16 protein-coding genes are annotated in these 18,010 nt (G+C 73.8%); 9 read left to right on the top strand and 7 right to left on the bottom strand.

Translation table 11 applies throughout. The annotated features are described in order from the left end of the window. Positions 1-21: 21 nt before the first annotated feature. The 4 genes from D5H75_RS16480 (at position 22) to D5H75_RS16465 (ending at position 3,920) form a co-directional block, all read left to right on the top strand. The gene (locus D5H75_RS16480) at positions 22-1,272 is read left to right on the top strand and encodes a LolA family protein (RefSeq protein ID WP_147425180.1); all 1,251 of its coding nucleotides are present in this window, start codon (positions 22-24) and stop codon (positions 1,270-1,272) included. Continuing rightward, a complete protein-coding gene (locus D5H75_RS16475) occupies positions 1,269-2,288 on the top strand; it encodes an ABC transporter ATP-binding protein (RefSeq protein ID WP_119927345.1) in 1,020 nt (339 codons plus the stop codon). The genes D5H75_RS16480 and D5H75_RS16475 overlap by 4 nt, the downstream gene beginning before the upstream one ends. Beyond that, positions 2,275-3,153, top strand: coding sequence for an ABC transporter permease (locus D5H75_RS16470; RefSeq protein WP_119927344.1), 879 nt, complete (start codon positions 2,275-2,277; stop codon positions 3,151-3,153). The genes D5H75_RS16475 and D5H75_RS16470 overlap by 14 nt, the downstream gene beginning before the upstream one ends. 110 nt (positions 3,154-3,263) lie before the next feature. Beyond that, complete coding sequence (locus tag D5H75_RS16465) at positions 3,264-3,920, top strand: ribonuclease HII (protein ID WP_242454317.1); 657 nt, start codon at positions 3,264-3,266, stop codon at positions 3,918-3,920. Positions 3,921-3,943: 23 nt separating this feature from the next. Here D5H75_RS16465 and D5H75_RS16460 read toward each other — a convergent pair whose 3' ends face one another. Beyond that, on the bottom strand, positions 3,944-4,270 hold the full coding sequence (locus tag D5H75_RS16460; protein ID WP_119927342.1) for a deoxyxylulose-5-phosphate synthase: 327 nt from the start codon (positions 4,268-4,270) through the stop codon (positions 3,944-3,946). A gap of 82 nt (positions 4,271-4,352) precedes the next feature. Further along, entirely contained in the window at positions 4,353-5,237 is an 885-nt protein-coding gene (locus D5H75_RS16455; RefSeq protein ID WP_119927341.1) for a DMT family transporter, read from the bottom strand. Positions 5,238-5,332: 95 nt separating this feature from the next. Between D5H75_RS16455 and D5H75_RS16450 the strand changes: the two genes are divergently transcribed. Then, on the top strand, positions 5,333-7,402 hold the full coding sequence (locus D5H75_RS16450) for a S9 family peptidase (RefSeq protein ID WP_422673925.1): 2,070 nt from the start codon (positions 5,333-5,335) through the stop codon (positions 7,400-7,402). A gap of 96 nt (positions 7,403-7,498) precedes the next feature. On the opposite strand, the gene D5H75_RS16445 is transcribed toward D5H75_RS16450, so the two are convergent. Continuing rightward, positions 7,499-8,122, bottom strand: a complete 624-nt coding sequence (locus D5H75_RS16445) for a hypothetical protein (protein ID WP_147425179.1) — start codon at positions 8,120-8,122, stop codon at positions 7,499-7,501. 104 nt (positions 8,123-8,226) lie between these two features. On the opposite strand from D5H75_RS16445, the gene D5H75_RS16440 reads away from it, so the two are divergent. Then, on the top strand, positions 8,227-8,625 hold the full coding sequence (locus D5H75_RS16440; protein WP_119927338.1) for a RidA family protein: 399 nt from the start codon (positions 8,227-8,229) through the stop codon (positions 8,623-8,625). Positions 8,626-8,747: 122 nt separating this feature from the next. On the opposite strand, the gene D5H75_RS16435 is transcribed toward D5H75_RS16440, so the two are convergent. The 4 genes from D5H75_RS16435 to D5H75_RS16420 all read right to left on the bottom strand — a co-directional run bounded on the left by D5H75_RS16435 (position 8,748) and on the right by D5H75_RS16420 (position 12,976). Further along, a complete protein-coding gene (locus D5H75_RS16435; RefSeq protein ID WP_119927337.1) occupies positions 8,748-9,179 on the bottom strand; it encodes a CBS domain-containing protein in 432 nt (143 codons plus the stop codon). A 182-nt stretch (positions 9,180-9,361) separates the two neighbouring features. Continuing rightward, complete coding sequence (locus D5H75_RS41610; protein WP_202638216.1) at positions 9,362-11,428, bottom strand: ATP-binding protein; 2,067 nt, start codon at positions 11,426-11,428, stop codon at positions 9,362-9,364. 307 nt (positions 11,429-11,735) lie between these two features. Continuing rightward, complete coding sequence (locus D5H75_RS16425) at positions 11,736-12,536, bottom strand: hypothetical protein (protein ID WP_119927336.1); 801 nt, start codon at positions 12,534-12,536, stop codon at positions 11,736-11,738. Beyond that, positions 12,533-12,976 (bottom strand): GNAT family N-acetyltransferase, encoded by a 444-nt coding sequence (locus D5H75_RS16420; protein ID WP_119927335.1) that lies wholly within the window; start codon positions 12,974-12,976, stop codon positions 12,533-12,535. The genes D5H75_RS16425 and D5H75_RS16420 overlap by 4 nt, the downstream gene beginning before the upstream one ends. Before the next feature lie 118 nt (positions 12,977-13,094). On the opposite strand from D5H75_RS16420, the gene D5H75_RS16415 reads away from it, so the two are divergent. The 3 genes from D5H75_RS16415 to meaB are packed head-to-tail and all read left to right on the top strand — an operon-like array spanning position 13,095 to position 17,991. Then, on the top strand, positions 13,095-14,825 hold the full coding sequence (locus D5H75_RS16415; protein WP_119927334.1) for a methylmalonyl-CoA mutase family protein: 1,731 nt from the start codon (positions 13,095-13,097) through the stop codon (positions 14,823-14,825). Further along, positions 14,822-16,987 (top strand): methylmalonyl-CoA mutase, encoded by a 2,166-nt coding sequence (gene scpA / locus D5H75_RS16410; RefSeq protein WP_119927333.1) that lies wholly within the window; start codon positions 14,822-14,824, stop codon positions 16,985-16,987. Before D5H75_RS16415 ends, scpA begins: the two co-directional genes overlap by 4 nt. Next, positions 16,984-17,991 (top strand): methylmalonyl Co-A mutase-associated GTPase MeaB, encoded by a 1,008-nt coding sequence (gene meaB, locus D5H75_RS16405; RefSeq protein ID WP_119927332.1) that lies wholly within the window; start codon positions 16,984-16,986, stop codon positions 17,989-17,991. The genes scpA and meaB overlap by 4 nt, the downstream gene beginning before the upstream one ends. Positions 17,992-18,010: the final 19 nt, after the last annotated feature.

Genomic DNA, 18,010 nt, shown 5'->3' with positions numbered 1-18,010 from the left:
CCATTACCGTGAAGGAGTGAGATGTCGCCAGAGAACCGCAAGCGGCGGAGCCGGGCGGTGAGGTGGGGGGTGCCGATCGGCGCGGTGGCCCTGGTGGCGGCGGCCGCCGGGGTCGGGCCGGTCGTGGCGGCCGTCCGCGGCGAGCCGTCCCTGCCGCCCCGTACGGCGGAGCAACTGCTGGCCGAGACGGCGAAGACGCTGAGGTCCGGCGTGCCGCCCATGTCGGGAACGGTGGTCGAGAGCGCGTCGCTCGGGCTGCCCCGGCTCCCGGCCGGCGACGCCGGGCGCAACCCGGCCGCGCTGCTGTCCGGGTCCAACGAGGTGAAGGTCTGGTACGGCGACCACGACCACGTCCGCGTCGCGCTCCCGGGGAACATGAGCGAGACCAACCTCATCCTCAACGGGAACGAGGGCTGGATGTGGTCCAGCGGGTCGAACACCGCCACGAGGATGAAGCTGCCTTCGGGGGCGGCCGCTTCCGGCCTGCGTCACACCCCGGTCCCGATCACGCCGGAGCAGGCGGCGCGGGACCTGCTGAAGGCCGCGGAGAAGGACACCACGATCAGCGTGGGCACGAACGCGCAGGTCGCCGGGCGGGCCGCGTATGAGCTGGTGCTCGCGCCCAAGGACGCGAGGTCGCTGATCGGGCAGGTCAAGCTGGCGATCGACGGTGAGAAGCGGGTGCCGCTGCGGGTGCAGATCTACCCGCGCGGGGAGGACAAGCCCGCGTTCGAGGTCGGCTTCCAGTCGGTCACGTTCACCCGGCCCGCGCCGGAGAACTTCGCGTTCAAGCCGCCCGCGGGGGTGAAGGTCGAGGAGACCACGATCCCGGCGGAGGGCCACGGCAAGCCCGGCGACCACCGCGGCGACCACGCGTCCGCCGTGACCATGATCGGCTCGGGCTGGACCAGCGTGGCCAGGATCCCGCTCAAGGAGGGCCTCGCCGAGGCCTCGGGCGTCCGCCGCCCGGACGGCCAGAGCGGCCAGAGCGGCCAGAACGGCCAGAGCAGCCAGAACGGCCAGAACGGCCAGAACGGCCAGAACGGCCAGAACGGCCGGGGTGGCGGCGAGTCCCGGGGGCCCGGCGGCGGCGCGGACGGGCAGGCGGTCGCCGAGGCGCTGGCGAAGGCGGCCAAGCCGGTCAGCGGCCCGTGGGGCAGCGGCCGGGTGCTGACGACCAAGCTGGTGTCGGCGCTGCTGACCGATGACGGCCGGCTGTACGTCGGCGCGGTCGGGCCTGACGCGCTGGTCCAGGCGGCGGGCGCGCGGTGACCACGGACACGAAGGCGGGGGCGCCGTTCGCGGCGTCCCCGCCCCTCCCCGAGAGCGGGACCGGCACGCCCGTCCCGGCGCCGCCCGGCGGCGCCCGCGACGCGGCGATCGTGACCCGCGGGCTCACCAAGCGCTTCCGGGGCGGGCAGGTCGCCGTGGACTCCCTGGACCTCGTGGTGCCCCGGGGCTCGGTCTTCGGCTTCCTCGGGCCGAACGGCTCCGGCAAGACCACCACGATCCGGATGCTGCTCGGCCTGGTCACGCCGACGTCCGGGACCCGCGAGCTGCTCGGCGTCCCGCTCGCCGAGGCGCTGCCCAGCGTGGGCGCGCTGGTCGAGGGACCGGCCTTCTACCCCTACCTGTCCGGGCGGGACAACCTGCTGCGCTACGACGCCGCCGACCGGACCGCCGACCCCCGGACCGCGCGCGAGCGGGTGGCCGCCGCGCTGGACCGGGTGGGCCTCGCCGCCGCGGCGGGCAAGCGGTACCGCGCCTACTCCCTCGGCATGCGGCAGCGCCTCGCGATCGCCGCCGCCCTGCTCGGGCCGCGTGAGCTGCTGATCCTCGACGAGCCCACGAACGGCCTGGACCCGCAGGGCACCCGGGAGGTCCGCGCGCTGATCAAGGAGATCGCGGCGGAGGGGGTCACGGTGTTCGTGTCGTCGCACCTGCTGGCCGAGGTCGAGCAGATGTGCACGCACGCCGCGATCATGCGGGCGGGGCGGCTGGTCGCGCAGGGGTCGCTGGCCGGGCTGCGGGCGGGCGAGGTGCCGCGGGTCCGGGTCGAGACGCCCGACGTGGCGCGCGCCGCCCGGGTGCTGCGCGAGCTGGGCCTGATGGACGTGCACGCGGGGGAGGGCGAGGTCACGGCCTCGCTGGAGGACGTCGCGGCCGAGCACGCCAACGCCGAGCTGGTCCGCGCCGGCGTCGCCGTACGCGGGCTGGCCGTCGTGCGGCCGAGCCTGGAGGACGTGTTCGTGGAGCTCACCGGGGAGGGGTTCGATGTCGACGGCTGAGGCGCGGGTGGCGCCCCCGGGGGCCGGGGCCGTGGTGCCGGTGGCGCGGCCGTTCGCGGCGCTGCGGTGGTTCCGGTCCGAGCTGGGGCTGGTGTTCCGGCGGCCCAGGAACCTGGTCATGCTGGGCGTGCTCGCGCTGGTCCCGGTGGTCGTCGGGGTCGCGCTGCGGATCGCCCAGGGGGAGGTGTCGGCGGAAGGTGGCGCGTTCGCGCAGGTCACCGGGAACGGGCTGATGCTCGCGTTCGGGGCGTTCGCGGTCATGCTGCCGCTGTTCCTGCCGCTCGCGGCGGCGGTGGTGGCGGGCGACTCGATCGCGGGGGAGGCGAGCCGGGGCACCCTGCGGTACCTCCTGGTCACGCCGGTCTCGCGGACCCGGCTGCTGGTCACCAAGTTCGCGGTCATCGCGGTGTACTGCCTGGCGGCGACGGCGACGGTGGCCGCCTCCGCCTCGATCGCCGCCACCGTGCTGTTCTCGCCCGACGGGATGACCACGCTGTCCGGCACCGTGATCTCCGGCTGGGAGATGATCGGCCGCCTCGCCCTCGCCGCGCTCTACCTGGGGCTGGGCCTGTCGGCGCTGGGCGCGGTCGGGCTCGCGCTCTCCACGATGACCGAGGCCCCGATCGCCGCCATCGCCGCGACCGTCGTCCTGTCCGTCGCCGCGCAGATCCTCGGCGCGATCCCGCAGCTCGACGTGATCTCGCCGTACCTGCTGACGTCCGCCTGGTCCGGCTTCGACGCGGTCCTGCGCGACCCGATGGCGGTCTCCGACCTGCGCGACGGCCTGCTCGTCTTCGCGGCGTACATCGTGATCGCCGGGGCGGTGGCCTGGGCCCGTTTCGCCGATCGGGACATCACGTCCTGAGTCCCCGGATAGGGTTTCCCGCCGTGACCACCACCCCACCCCTCTCCGGCACGGCCCCGGGCCCCGGCGGCCCCGGTACGGCGGAGCGCCCGGCCACCCCGTCGTACGACCTGGAGAGGCTGCTGCGGGCGGCCGGCCACCGGGTGATCGCCGGCGTGGACGAGGTGGGCCGGGGCGCGTGGGCGGGACCGGTGGTCGTGGGCGCCGCGATCGTCCCGCCCGATTTTCCGCCGCCCCCGCGCGGCCTCACGGACTCCAAGCTCCTGACCGAGGCCCGCCGTACGGCCATCGCCGCCGAGCTGGCGGACTGGGCGGCGGCCCACGCCCTGGGCGAGGCGACCCCCGGCGAGATCGACGAGCTGGGCATGACCGAGGCCCTGCGGCGCGCGGCGACGCGGGCGCTGGAGGCCCTGCCCATCCGCCCTGACTGCGTGATCCTCGACGGCAAGCACGACTACCTCGGCTCGCCCTGGGCGGTCCGGACCGAGATCAAGGCCGACGTCTCCTGCGTCTCGGTGGCCGCCGCCAGCGTCCTGGCCAAGGTCCACCGCGACGCCCGGATGGCCGCCCTGGGCCACGAGGAGTACGGCTTCGCGGAGAACGCCGGCTACCCGAGCCCCGCCCACCAGCGGGCCCTGGCCGAGCTGGGCCCCACCCCCCACCACCGGCTCTCCTGGTCCTACCTCGACGACCTCCCGCGGTGGCGCCACCTGAAGCGCCACCGCGACCCCCTGGCCACCGAAGGCCAGCTCACCCTGGGCTTCTGACCCGCTCAGCCGTCGCCGAACGGCTACCTCACCAGCGCCCGCCCGATCGGCTCGCCGGTACGGCGGGCCCGCCGGAGCCGGGCCCGCACCTCGGCGGGAGTCCGCGGCCGATATCCGGGACCGCCGCAACAGCTCTTGTGGAAGCGGACGCCGGCGTGCAGCAGCACCGAGAGCACCCGCCACGCCCCGGCGTCCCGCCGCTTCGGCGCGGCGAAGGCCGACCCCACGTGGATCAGGGCCTCCCCGCAGCGGGGGCACGCGCGCTCCCGGTGGCCGTCCACCCCGGGGTGGGCCTGCTTGTAGGAGGCCCGGCAGGGCAGGCAGACGAACGAGGTCTTCCCGTGTGACATGCCCCCCACGGTAGATCCGCCCGGGCCGGGATTCACCGGGTTTTCCGCCGGGCCCGGTGCGGATGCCCGGGCGCGGTGACCGTCAGGGGCTGGCGGGTTCCGGGGCCGGGTCGGGGAGGGGGGCGGGGGCCGGCTTCTTGTGGGAGTGGTCGGGGGTGAGGCGCCCGAGGATCACGGTGCCGGTGATCAGGACGGCGGCGGCGAGGACGGCGGGGACGGCCTGCCAGGGGTCGGTGGGGAGGGGCTCGCCCAGGAGGACCACGCCGGCCGTCACCGAGGTGATGGGGTCCACGACCTGGACGCCGGCGTAGGCGATGCCGAAGTAGCCCACGGCGTACGACTGCTGGAGCAGGACCACCGCGCCCACCAGGATGAGCGGGATCGCCAGCGTGAACCAGTGGAGGACGCGCGAGAAGTCCTCCGTCATGCCCGCGCCGACCACGCGGACGAAGGTGCTGACCGTCGCGGTGACCGCGCCGGCGCCGACGGCGAAGACGAGGGCGCGGGCGGAGCCGTGGACCGCGCGGCCCCAGACCTGGGTGACGATCACGACCAGGGCGATGACGCCGAGGAACCCGAGGGCGCTGCCGCTGCTCAGGTGGGGGGTGCCGGCGTGGCCGGGCATCAGGAGCATCAGGCCGAGCAGCCCGGCGGCGACCAGGGCCGAGCCGAGCATCTCGGCGCGGCGGGGCCTGCGGCCGTGCAGCACGGCGGCCAGGGGGACGGCGAAGAGCAGGGTCGCGACGCTGATCGGCTGGATCAGCGTCAGCGGGGCCATGCTGAGGGACAGCGCGTGCAGGCTGGCCCCGGTGAAGCCGATCACGCCGCCGATCCACCACCGGGGGCGTCGCACCAGGCTCAGCGAGGCGCCCTCGTTCACCGCCTCGTACTGCTGGAGGGCCGCTCCCAGGGCGTATCCGAAGGCCCCCGCGAGCGCGATCGCGAGACCGAGCCAGGCCCCCGTCACCGTGTTGGTCTCTTCCGCATCACCAACCCAGGTTATTGCCACATGTGGGGACAGAAGGCCGATCACCTCGGGGCGGGGGCTCATAGACTCAGATGGTGAGCAGTGAGAAGCCGCCCGTTGCCAAGCGGGTCCCCATGGAGCGCACTCACCACGGCGACACCGTCATCGACGAGTACGCCTGGCTGGCCGCCAAGGAGGACCCCGACACCATCGCCTACCTGGAGGCCGAGAACGCCTACGTCGAGAAGGCCACCGCGCACCTCGATGGGCTGAAGGAGACGATCTTCCAGGAGATCAGGTCGCGCACCCAGGAGACCGACCTGAGCGTGCCGAGCCGCAAGGGCGACTGGTGGTACTACTCGCGCACGGAAGAGGGCAAGCAGTACGGCATCCACTGCCGCCTGGCCGTCACCCCCGGCGACAACACCCCGCCCCAGCCGGGCGACGGCGGGCCGCTGCCCGGTGAGCAGGTGCTGCTGGACGGCAACGAGCTGGCCGGGGACTCCCCGTTCCTGTCGCTGGGCACGTTCGACGTCAGCCCGGACGGCCGGCTGCTGGCCTACTCCACCGACTTCGAGGGCAGCGAGCGGTTCACGATCCGGTTCAAGGACCTGGAGACCGGGGAGCTCCTCCCCGACGAGATCCCGGGCGTCTTCTACGGCGGCACCTGGTCGGCGGACTGCTCCACGTTCTTCTACACCAAGATCGACGAGGCCTGGCGGCCGTACCAGATCCACCGGCACGTGCTCGGCACGCCCACGGCGGACGACGTGCTCGTCTACGAGGAGACCGACGAGCGGTTCTGGATCGGCGTCGGGCTCACCCGCAGCGAGCGCTACCTGGTCATCCACTCCTCCAGCAAGATCACCAGTGAGGTCCGGGTGCTCGACGCGCTCGACCCCGCCGGGGAGTTCCAGGTGGTCGCGCCGCGCCGGCCGGGCGTCGAGTACAGCGTGGAGCACCAGGGCGACCGCTTCCTGATCCTGCACAACGACGGCGCCGAGAACTTCGAGCTCGCCGAGGCCCCGGTCACCGACCCGGGCGCGTGGACGCCGCTCATCCCGCACCGCGCCGACACCCGCCTCGAGGACGTGGACGCGTTCGAGGGCTTCCTGGTCGTGGGCTTCCGCCGCGACGGCCTGACCGGCGTGCGCGTGCTGCGCGAGGGGCGCGAGCCGTACGAGGTCTCCTTCCCCGAGCCGGTCTACGCCGTGGGGGTCGCGGGCAACCCCGAGTACGTCACGGACCGCGTGCGGATGGGGTACACCTCCATGGTCACGCCGTCGTCGGTGTACGACTACGTGCTGGACACCGGGGAGCTCGTGCTGCTCAAGCGGCAGCCGGTGCTCGGCGGCTACGACCCCGAGCGGTACGAACAGCACCGCGAGTGGGCCACCGCGCCCGACGGCACCCGCGTGCCGATCTCGCTGGTCAAGAAGAAGGGCGTGGAGGGGCCGGCCCCCTGCCTGCTGTACGGCTACGGCAGCTACGAGTCCTCCACCGACCCCTACTTCTCCATCGCGCGGCTGTCCCTGCTGGACCGGGGCTTCGTGTTCGCGATCGCGCACATCCGCGGCGGCGGCGAGATGGGCCGCCAGTGGTACGAACAGGGCAAGCTGCTCCAGAAGAAGAACACCTTCACCGACTTCGTCGCCTGCGCCCGCCACCTCGCCGACGCCGGCTGGACCTCCCCGGACCGGCTGATCGCGCGCGGCGGGTCGGCCGGCGGGCTGCTGATGGGCGCGGTCGCCAACCTCGCGCCCGAAGCGTTCGGCGGTGTCGTCGCGCAGGTGCCCTTCGTGGACGCGCTGACCACGATCCTCGACCCCTCGATGCCGCTGACCGTGACGGAGTGGGACGAGTGGGGCAACCCGCTGGAGGACCCCGAGGTCTACGCGTACATGAAGTCGTACACCCCGTACGAGAACGTCACGCGCCAGACCTATCCCCCGATCTTCGCGATCACCAGCCTCAACGACACCCGCGTGCTCTACCACGAGCCCGCGAAGTGGATCGCCAGGCTGCGCGCGACGGCCGAGGGCGGTCCGTTCCTCCTGAAGACCGAGATGGGCGCGGGCCACGGCGGCCGCAGCGGCCGTTACGACGCCTGGCGCGAGGAGGCCCTGGTCCTGTCCTGGATCATCGACACCGCCAAGGCCGCCTGACCGCCGTACGGCGGCGCGCCCGCTGACCCTCATCGCGCCGATCACGCGGTGCCGCACCCGGCGTGCGGCCCGAACCGCGTGATCGGCGCGAGTGCGTCATGGGGGATTCAGGAGGCGGTTGATCAGGGCGGCCACGTGGTCCGGGTCGCTCGTGGCGATCAGCGCCGTGCGGTCGCCGGTCAGGCGCAGCCGTACGGCGGGGCCGGGCGCGGGGGCGATCACCGGGTCGGCGGCGCGGGAGGCGACGAGCATCCAGGCTCGGGGCGAGATGTGCGCGGGCTCGGCCGCGACGATCTCCGCCAGCGGGAACTCCCGCGTCGTGAACGTGAGCGTCGTGACGACCGAGCGGACCGTGACGAAGATCCGCGACCGGCCCGTGAGGTACAGCAGGAAGCCGGTGAACAGCAGCAGGTTCACGCCGTGGAGCGGCCAGGGGGAGAGCGCGGCGGCGAGGATGGCCGCGAATCCGGCCAGGATCAGCGCGGCCCCGGCCCGGTTCGCCGTCCGGGAGACGAGCCGCTCGCCCCAGAGCACGTGCCCCGAGGCCATGCGCCACGGCTCCATGGGGATGGACCGGATCGCGGGCCGCAGCGTCGCCAGGGCGTAGGCGGCCACGGAGAGCGCCACGCAGACCACCAGGTTGATCGCGAACGGCGTCCCGAAGTAGGGGTCCTCGGGGGCGAGGAGAGTCACGGGCGGCCCCTTCCTGGTTTCGAGCATGTCATCGCTCCCCGGGGCGTACCAGCGGGGTTGACAAGAGAGCGGGCGTACGACATATTTGCACGTACATACAGTTCATGTACGTACATACAAGGAGTTTGAACATGAGCGAGTCCCTCACCGTCGAGCGCGTCGTCGTCGAGCCCGACTGGTACGAGCCGTACCGCATCTCCCAGGCCATGAAGGCCGGCGGCCTGGTCTTCGTCTCCGGCCAGGCGGGCATCGACCACCAGGGCCGCACCGTGCCGGGGGGCTTCCTCGAACAGGGCCGCCAGGCGATCAGGAACCTGGAGTTCGTGCTGAACGCGGCCGGGTCGAGCCTGAAGGACCTGGTCAAGGTGAACATCATGGTCAGGAACATGGCCGAGAACCTGGAGAACGTGCTGACCCTGCGCGGGGAGTTCTTCTCCGAGCCCTATCCGGCCGACAACCTCCTCGAAGTGGCCTCCCTCGCCCAGCCCGACTGGCTCATCGAGATCGACGCCGTCGCGGTCGCCCGCTGACCGCCCGGGCTCTACCCGCCCCCGGCCGGGCAGGGGAGGACGCCGTCGCGGCGGGCGGCGCGGCCCGCGATGGGCGTGTGGCCCGCGGCGGGTGCGGCCCGCGGCGGGCGCCGAGCGCGGGGTCAGCTCCGGCGGATGTATCCGACCAGGTGCTCGCGCTCCGTCTCCAGCTCCGAGATCGCGCTCTTGACCACATCGCCGATGCTGACGATGCCGACCAGGCGGCCGTCCCGGGTGACCGGGAGATGGCGGATGCGGTGCTCGGTCATCACCTGGCGGAGCTGGTCCACGTTGGCGCCCGGCTCGCAGGTGCGGACCTCCGACGTCATGATCTGCTCGACCGGCTCGTCCAGCAGCGCGGCGCCGCGTTCGTGCAGCCGGCGCACGACGTCGCGCTCCGACACGATGCCGGTGATCGACTCCCCGTCCGGGGACACGACCAGGGCGCCGATGTTGTGCTCGGCCAGCCTCGCCAGCAGCTCGCTCACGGTGGCGTCGGGGGGGATCGTGGCGACGAAGTCGCCCTTGCCTCGCAGGATCTCGCTGATCAGCATGAGTGCGGCTCCGGCGGTCACGGGGGCGTCCCCCGCCCGGAGGGGATGCCCCCTGATCGTCTCCTGACTCGACACGGTAGATGGCGGGCGGTCCTGCGGAAAGACCTACCCGCCCCAGGCGGGTGGCAAAGCCGCGCGGATCGCCGGGGGACCCCGCTTCCCGGGTCCCCCGGCGGGGCCGTTCAGCGGTTGCGCGCGAGAGGCCGGTCGCGCAGGTCGCCGAGGGCGTACGCGATCGCCTCGGCGGGCTCGAACGCCTCCCCTTCGGCGAAGGCCGCGTCGTACTCCCGCTCGCCCAGCCGCGCCCGCGCGGAGTCCACGCACTCCTGGTGCTCGGCGGAGAAGAACGGCGACCCGAAAAGCGGCAGCCCGAACTCCCGCCACATGCCCCGCGTCGCGCCCAGCAGCCGCGCCGCGCGCCCGGCGTCGCCCTGCGCGGCGCCCACCCAGGCCAGCAGTTCCATGCACATCACGCAGCCGGGCACGTCGTTGAACTGGCGCTTGATCCGCAGCGCCACCCGCGCCTGCGCCCAGGCGGCGTCGAGCGAACCCCGCTCGCGTTCGGCCACCGCGAGCACGTAGCAGGCGTACGACCGCCCCCACTGCTCGCCGTACTCGTCGCAGATCGACAGGCACTCCCGGAGCACGGCGACGGCCTCGGGCACCCGGCCGCGCAGCGACAGCGTCATCGCGAGCTGGGTCATGCCGCCGAGCAGGCCGGGGTTGAGGTCGCCGCAGGCGCGGTGCCGTTCGACGGCCTCGGCGAACTCGGCCGTGGCGCGCTCCAGGTCGCCGCGCATGAAGTCGGCGACGCCCGCCACCTGCACGGCGTAGGCCGCGGCGGCCGTGTCGTCCTGCGCCGCCGCCGCGGCGCGGCACTGCTCGGCGCGCTCGGCGGCGGCGTCGACGTCCCCCTGCAGCCCGGCCACCCAGCCCGCGACCCACAGCGCCTTGTTGCGCGTGACCGAGCCGGGCAGGTCGAGGCCGAGCACCCGGTCGAGGTAGTGGCGGCCCTCGCGCAGGTGGCCGCAGGCGCCCCAGAAGAACCACAGGCTCGCCACCATCGTCAGGGCCGGCCGCCACCCGGACTCGTCGCGCAGGGAGAACTCCAGCGCGTCGCGCAGGTTGCCGTGGTCCTGGCTGATCGTGTCGTACCAGCCGGCCTGGTCCGGGCCCGACCAGGCCGCCTCGGCCCGCCGTACGCGCCGCAGGTAGAACTCCCGGTGGCGGCGGCGCAGCGCGTCCTCCTCGCCGAGGCGGGCCAGCCACTCGCGGCCGTACTCGGCGACCGTGTCGAGCATGCGGTAGCGCCCGCCGTCGCGCTGCAGGATCGACAGCTCCACCAGCCGGTCGAGCAGCCCGCGCACCCGCTCGGCGGGGATCTCCGCGTCGCCGCACACGAACCCGGCCGCGGCGGGGTCGAACGAGCCGGAGAAGACCGAGAGACGCGCCCAGAGCAGGCGCTCGCGCGGCTCGCACAGCTCGTGGCTCCAGCCGATGGCCGTGCGCAGCGCGCGGTGGCGGGCCGGGGCGTCGTCCCGCTCGTCCTCCAGCACCTGGAACCGGCGCTCCAGCCGGTCGAGCAGCTCGTCGGGGGAGGTGGTGCGCAACTGGACGGCGGCCAGCTCGATGGCCAGCGGGATGCCGTCCAGCCGGTCGCACAGCCGGGTGAGCACCCGCTGGCCGGCCGGGGTGAGGCGGAGCCTGGACGGGCCGGCGCGGTGGGTGAGCAGCAGGCGCCCGTCCTCCGCGCCGAGCGGAGGGACGCGCAGCACCCGCTCGCCGGGCACGTCCAGCGGGCGGCGGCCGGTGGCCAGTATGGTCAGCCCGGGCGCGGCGTCGAGGAACGCGTCCACGAGCGTCGCGACGGGCACGGTCAGGTGCTCGCAGGAGTCGGCGATCAGCAGCAGCCGGCGGTGGGCCAGGAACCCGGTCAGCGCCGGCACGATCGGCCGGGACGTGTGGTCGTGGAACCCCAGCGCGTCGGCGACGGCGTAGGGCACCATGTCGGGGTCGCGCAGTCCGTGCAGATCGACCAGCCAGGCCCCGTCGGGGAACGCGGCCCGCAGGTCGGCGCCGATGCGCAGGGCGAGCCGGGACTTGCCGACTCCGCCCACGCCGGTCAGCGTGACCAGGCGGGATTCTCCGAGCAGCCGGGCGGCGGCGGCCGATTCCGCGCGACGTCCGACGAAACTGGTGGTCTCGGCGGGCAGATTGCCGGTTCTGCGCCGTGTCGTGTCACCACTCACGGCAAACCTCGGGGTTCTCAGATAGGGAGGGGTATCCTCACCGATCGTAATCATCCGGCTGCGGAGAAGCGAGGGATTCTCGCGAGCCGATCTTCGCAGGTCTATGCAGCCGTACGGCGGGGCGGCGGCACGCCGCGTCTTGCAGGAAGCTGCAGGACCCCCCGCGCGGCCCGCCCGCAGGCCCGCCCTCGGGACGTGCCCGGGGCCAGGCGCGGCACCGGCTTCAGGCCCGCGCTCGGCACCGGCCTCAGGCCCGCGCTCGGCACCGGCCTCAGGCCCGCGCTCGGCGCCGTGCCGGAAGGCGCCCTCAGTCCAGCCCGGCGAGGTCCCGCATCGCGGCCAGGAAGTCCCCGGTGTCCTGGAACTTGTCCACCCGCTGCTCGTAGGCCTCGATGCGCCGGTCGAACTCGGCGCACAGCTCCTCCAGCCGGGGCCTGATGTCCCCGGGCGAGACGATCACGATCGAGTCCCAGCGGCCCGGCTCCCTGCCGACCGTGATGTCGATGAGCAGTTCCCCGCGCTCCAGCACGCTCCCGGGAGCGGGCACGGCCCGGCCGCGCAGCGACGCGAGCAGCCTGCGGTGCCGGGCGGCGCCGTGGGCGACGGCGAACAGGTTGATCGCGGAGGAGGCGTCCCACAGCGCCCGCTGCGCCGCGATCAGGTCCTCGAAGCCCCGCAGCGGGAACAGCCCGGCGTGCCCGGCGTGCTCGCTCTCCCACGGGGTCGCGTGCTCGGGCACCCCCGCCCGCGCCGGCACGAACCCCACCACGCGCTCGGCCGGGTCCAGCGCCTCGGCGTCCACGCAGAACTCCCAGTCCACGAACTCCCCGCCGCGCCCCAGCTCCCGCGCCGCGTCGTCGCGGTACCAGGTGGGGATGGCGTATCTGGCCAGCGGCTCGCCGAGCCGCCAGGCCAGCCCCGCGTAGACCGCGAACGACTCGGTGGAGCCCGCGTCGACCGCGAACTCGGTGTAGGGCGTGGGCCCGTCGTCCGCCCGCCGCCGCGCCAGCCCCGGCCAGGAGCGCGTCACCGGGCGTCCCGCGCCGGGGAGGTACTGGTAGACGTGGACGTCCCCGGCCCGCTCGCCGGTGAAGTGCAGCCGTCTCACTCCGCCATCGTGGCCGCCGCCAGCCGCTTGGTCCAGCGGGACCAGTGACTCTCCCTGGCGTATCCGGCCGCCCGCCAGGCGTGGTGGGCCAGCGCGTTGTCGTCGAGCACCATCGCGTCGCCGCGGCGCCCGCCGTACTCGACGAACCGGCGCTCGGCCTCCTCCAGCAGCATCCGCGCGATCCCCCGCCGCCGGTGCGCCGGGTGCACCGCCAGGCGGTACAGGTGGCAGCGCCACCCGTCCCAGCCGGCGATCACCGTGCCGACGATCTCGCCGTCGAGGTCGGCCACCAGCAGCGCGTCCGGGTCGCGGTCGATCAGCCTCCGCACCCCCGGCAGATCGTCGCTGATGCTCTTGCCCTCAGCCGCGAACGCCCAGAATTCCAGGACGTCCTCGATCTCCCCCGCCCGGGCGATACGAATCTTGATCCCCCTTGTCATGAGAGGTAGATATACCACCGCCTCCCGACACTCCGAAGATCGTCGGAAAACGTGTTTCGCGGCGTCTTGGGTGACCCAGGTCATGGCCGGAAATACCTGACCGCTTACTATCCGGTACATGACGGTGCCGCCCGATCGACTGGAATTGGCCGCCTCGTTTCCGGAGACCGACCGGGACCGATGGCGGGAGCTGGCGCTCGGCGTCCTGCGGAAGGCGGGGGCCGAGGTGGAGGGGCGTGCGGTCGAGGAGGTGCTGGGGTCGGAGACGCCCGACGGCGTCCCGATCTCGCCCCTGTACGACGCGGACGACGCCGGTGACCTCGCCGCGCGCGCCGGGGTGCCGGGGCTCCCGCCGTACACCCGGGGCGGGCGCGCCGGGGGCGGGGTGCTCGGCGGGTGGGACGTGCGGCAGCGGCACGACGTGCCCTCGAACGCCGCGCTGCTCACGGACCTGGAGAACGGGGTCACGTCCCTCTGGCTGGTGCTGGGGGACGGCGCGATCCCGCTCGGCTCGCTCGACGACGTGCTCAGGGGCGTGCGCCTCGACCTCGCGCCGGTCGCCCTCGACCCCGGGCCGTACGGCGGGGCGGCCGCGGAGGCGTTCCTGCGCCTCCGGCCGTCGGCGGGGAATCTCGGGCTGTCCTGCGCGGACGACCGGCTCGGCGAGCTGGCGCGGCGGTGCGCGGCGGACTTCCCCGGCGTGCGGGCGGCGGTGATCGACGGCCTGGCCTACCACGGGATGGGCGGCGGCGACGCGCAGGAGCTGGGGTGCGCGCTGGCCGAGGGCGTCGCGGCGCTGCGGACGCTGACGGACGCGGGCCTGGACGTCGCGGACGCGTTCCGGGCGGTCGAGTTCCGGTACGCGGCGACGGCCGACCAGTTCGTCACGATCGCCAAGTTCCGGGCCGCGCGGCGGCTGTGGGCGCGCGTCGGCGAGGTCTGCGGCGTGCCGGAGGCCGCGCAGGTCCAGCACGCGGTGACCTCCCCGGCGATGATGACGCGGCGCGACCCGTGGGTGAACATGCTGCGGACCACCCTCGCCTGCTTCGGCGCGGGCGTCGGCGGGGCGGACGCGGTGACCGTGCTGCCGTTCGACCTGCGGCTCGGCCTGCCGGACGACTTCGCGCGGCGGATCGCCCGCAACACCCAGTCGCTGCTGATGGAGGAGTCGAACGTGGCGCGGGTGATCGACCCGGCGGGCGGCTCCTGGTACGTCGAGAGGCTCACCGACGACCTCGCGCACGCCGCCTGGGAGTGGTTCACCGAGATCGAGCGCGCGGGCGGCCTCCCGAAGGCGTCCGGACTGGTGCGCGAACGGCTCGCCGCGACCTGGGAGAGGCGCCGCGAGGACATCGCCCACCGCCGCGCCCCGATCACCGGCGTGAGCGAGTTCCCCAACCTGGAGGAGCGTCTCCCGCAGCGGCGGCCCGCGGCCCGCGAGCCGGAGGGCGTCCACTACGCGCAGGAGTTCGAGGAACTGCGCGACCTGGCCGACGCGCAGGCCGTGCGGCCCCGGGTCTACCTGGCCACGCTCGGGCCGCTCGCGGCGCACACCGCGCGCGCCGGGTTCGCCGGGAACCTGTTCCGCGCGGGCGGGATCGAGACCGTGGCCGGGCCGCCGGAGGAGTTCGCCTCCAGCGGGTGCGCGGTCGCCTGCCTGTGCTCCAGCGACAGGCTGTACGCCGAGGGCGCGGCCGGCGCCGCCCGCGCGCTGAAGGAGGCCGGGGCGGCGAAGGTGTGGCTCGCCGGGAGACCGGGGGACTACGAGGGCGTGGACGACTACGTGTACGCCGGCTGCGACGCCGTGTCCGTCATCCGCACGACGCTGTCCGACCTGGGGGCGAAATGATCCCGGACTTCTCCGACGTACCGCTCGGCACGCCGTCGCCCTCGGGCGACTGGGACGCGGCGCTGCGCGAGGCGACCGGCAAGGAACCCGGCGACCTGGTGTGGGAGACGCCGGAGGGCATCACCGTCAAACCCCTCTACACCGGGGCGGACCTGGACGGGCTCGACTTCCTCCGGACGTACCCGGGCGTCCCGCCGTACCTCCGCGGGCCGTACCCGACGATGTACGTCACCCAGCCGTGGACGATCCGGCAGTACGCCGGCTTCTCCACCGCCGAGGAGTCGAACGCGTTCTACCGGCGCAACCTCGCGGCCGGGCAGAAGGGCCTGTCGGTCGCGTTCGACCTGGCCACGCACCGCGGGTACGACAGCGACCACCCGCGCGTGGCCGGCGACGTGGGCATGGCCGGGGTGGCGATCGACTCGATCTACGACATGCGGCAGCTCTTCGACGGCATCCCGCTGGACCGGATGAGCGTGTCGATGACCATGAACGGCGCGGTGCTCCCGGTGCTCGCGCTCTACATCGTGGCGGCGGAGGAACAGGGCGTCGCGCCGGAGCGGCTCGCGGGGACCATCCAGAACGACATCCTCAAGGAGTTCATGGTCCGCAACACCTACATCTACCCGCCCAAGCCCTCCATGAAGATCATCTCCGACATCTTCGCGTACACCTCGCGGGAGATGCCGAAGTTCAACTCGATCTCCATCTCGGGCTACCACATCCAGGAGGCCGGGGCCACGGCCGACCTGGAGCTGGCGTACACGCTGGCCGACGGCATGGAGTACGTCCGCGCCGGGCGCGACGCCGGGCTCGACGTGGACGCGTTCGCGCCGCGCCTGTCGTTCTTCTGGGCTATCGGGATGAACTTCTTCATGGAGGTCGCCAAGCTCCGCGCCGCCCGCCTCCTGTGGGCCCGGATCATGCGCGACTTCGGCGCGGAGAACCCCAAGTCGCTGTCGCTGCGCACCCACTGCCAGACCTCCGGCTGGTCGCTGACCGCGCAGGACGTCTTCAACAACGTCGTACGGACGTGCGTCGAGGCGATGGCCGCCACGCAGGGCCACACGCAGTCGCTGCACACGAACGCCCTGGACGAGGCGCTGGCGCTGCCGAGCGACTTCTCCGCGCGCATCGCCCGCAACACCCAGATCCTGCTCCAGCAGGAGTCGGGCACCTGCCGCGTGATCGACCCGTGGGGCGGCAGCGCGTACGTCGAACGGCTCACCTACGACCTGGCGCGCAAGGCGTGGGCCAACATCGCCGAGGTCGAGGCGGCGGGCGGCATGGCGCAGGCGATCGACGAGGGCATCCCGAAGATGCGCGTCGAGGAGGCCGCGGCGCGCACCCAGGCCCGCATCGACGCGGGGCGGCAGCCGGTGATCGGCGTCAACAAGTACCGCCCGGACGCCGACGAGCCGATCGAGGTCCTCAAGGTCAACAACAGCCAGGTCCGCGCCCAGCAGATCGACAAGCTCCGCCGCCTGCGGGAGGAGCGGTCCCCGGAGGACGTGGCGCGGGCGCTGGACGCGCTGACCAGGGCCGCCGACACCGGCGAGGGGAACCTGCTGGCCCTGGCGATCGACGCGGCCCGCGCCAAGGCCACCGTCGGCGAGATCTCCGACGCGCTGGAGAAGGTGTACGGGCGCCACAGCGGCCAGATCCGTACGATTTCCGGCGTGTACCGAGACGAGGCCGGGGCCGCCGGCAACATCGAGCGGGCCCGTACGGCGACCGCCGAGTTCGAGGAGGCCGAAGGGCGGCGGCCGCGCATCCTCGTCGCCAAGATGGGCCAGGACGGGCACGACCGGGGCCAGAAGGTGATCGCCACGGCCTTCGCCGACCTCGGCTTCGACGTGGACGTGGGCCCGCTGTTCCAGACGCCGGGCGAGGTCGCGCGCCAGGCCGTGGAGGCCGACGTGCACATCGTCGGCGTGTCCTCGCTGGCGGCGGGGCACCTCACGCTGGTCCCGGCGCTGCGCGAGGAGCTGGCCGCGCTCGGCCGCGACGACATCATGATCGTGGTCGGCGGCGTGATCCCGCCGGACGACCACGCCGCGCTGCGGGAGGCGGGAGCGTCCGCGATCTTCCCGCCGGGCACGGTCATCGCCGACGCGGCCCTGGGCCTGCTCACCGAGCTCCGGGGGCGGCTCGGGCATTGAACCTGGACGACTACATCGAAGGCGTGCGCGCGGGCTCCCGCTCGTGGATCGCCCGCGCCATCACCCTGGTCGAGTCGCGCCGCCCCGACCACCGCGCCCTGGCCCAGGAACTCCTGGTCGCCCTGACCCCGCCGCCGGAGGAGGCCGCCTCCGGCGCGGCGGGCGGGGCCGCGCCCCGGACGCGGCGGGTGGGGATCACGGGCGTGCCCGGCGTGGGCAAGTCCACCTTCATCGACACCCTCGGCACGAACCTCACGGCGGCCGGCCACCGCGTCGCCGTACTGGCCGTGGACCCCTCGTCCACCCGGACCGGCGGCAGCATCCTCGGCGACAAGACCCGCATGGCGCGGCTGTCGGCCGATCCGGACGCCTTCATCCGCCCCTCGCCCACGGCCGGGACCCTCGGCGGCGTCGCCAAGGCCACCCGTGAGGCGATCGTGGTCGTCGAGGCCGCCGGGTACGACGTGGTCCTGGTCGAGACGGTCGGCGTGGGCCAGTCCGAGACGGCGGTCGCCGACATGGTGGACACGTTCCTGCTGCTCACCCTGGCCCGCACCGGCGACCAGCTCCAGGGGATCAAGAAGGGCGTGCTGGAGCTGGCCGACGTCGTCGCGGTCAACAAGGCCGACGGCCCCCACGAGCAGGACGCGCGGAAGGCCGCGAGGGAGCTCGCCGGGGCGCTGCGCATGCTCCGCTCCTCCGCCGCCCCGCCGGTCCTGATCTGCAGCGCCCGGGAGAACACGGGGCTCGCCGAGGTCTGGAAGCACGTCGTCGCCCACCAGGACCGGCTGGCCGAGTCCGGCGAGCTGGCCGCCCGCCGGCGCGCCCAGCAGGTCCGCTGGACCTGGCGGATGGTGACCGACGGCCTGCTGTCCGCGCTCCACGCGGACCCCGAGGTCGGCGCCCTGGCGGCCACCCTGGAGCACCAGGTCTCCACCGGAGAGATCACCCCCGCCCTGGCCGCCGACCGCATCCTGCGGACCTTCCTCCGCCGCGACGCCTGACGGCCCCGCGCCGCGCGGC

The organism is Bailinhaonella thermotolerans, assembly GCF_003594875.1.
GTDB lineage: Bacteria > Actinomycetota > Actinomycetes > Streptosporangiales > Streptosporangiaceae > Bailinhaonella > Bailinhaonella thermotolerans.
Note: the sequence above shows the minus strand (reverse complement) of the source record. Positions and strands in the feature narration are given on the sequence as shown.

What these genes read in the sequence shown, in the direction of transcription:
- D5H75_RS16480 (WP_147425180.1), top strand. Translation starts at nt 22, where the DNA reads ATGTCGCCAGAGAACCGCAAGCGGCGGAGCCGGGCGGTGAGGTGGGGG.
- D5H75_RS16470 (WP_119927344.1), top strand. Translation starts at nt 2,275, where the DNA reads ATGTCGACGGCTGAGGCGCGGGTGGCGCCCCCGGGGGCCGGGGCCGTG.
- D5H75_RS16460 (WP_119927342.1), bottom strand. Translation starts at nt 4,270, where the DNA reads ATGTCACACGGGAAGACCTCGTTCGTCTGCCTGCCCTGCCGGGCCTCC.
- D5H75_RS16445 (WP_147425179.1), bottom strand. Translation starts at nt 8,122, where the DNA reads ATGCTCGAAACCAGGAAGGGGCCGCCCGTGACTCTCCTCGCCCCCGAG.
- D5H75_RS16440 (WP_119927338.1), top strand. Translation starts at nt 8,227, where the DNA reads ATGAGCGAGTCCCTCACCGTCGAGCGCGTCGTCGTCGAGCCCGACTGG.
- D5H75_RS16435 (WP_119927337.1), bottom strand. Translation starts at nt 9,179, where the DNA reads ATGCTGATCAGCGAGATCCTGCGAGGCAAGGGCGACTTCGTCGCCACG.
- D5H75_RS16420 (WP_119927335.1), bottom strand. Translation starts at nt 12,976, where the DNA reads ATGACAAGGGGGATCAAGATTCGTATCGCCCGGGCGGGGGAGATCGAG.
- D5H75_RS16415 (WP_119927334.1), top strand. Translation starts at nt 13,095, where the DNA reads ATGACGGTGCCGCCCGATCGACTGGAATTGGCCGCCTCGTTTCCGGAG.
- scpA (WP_119927333.1), top strand. Translation starts at nt 14,822, where the DNA reads ATGATCCCGGACTTCTCCGACGTACCGCTCGGCACGCCGTCGCCCTCG.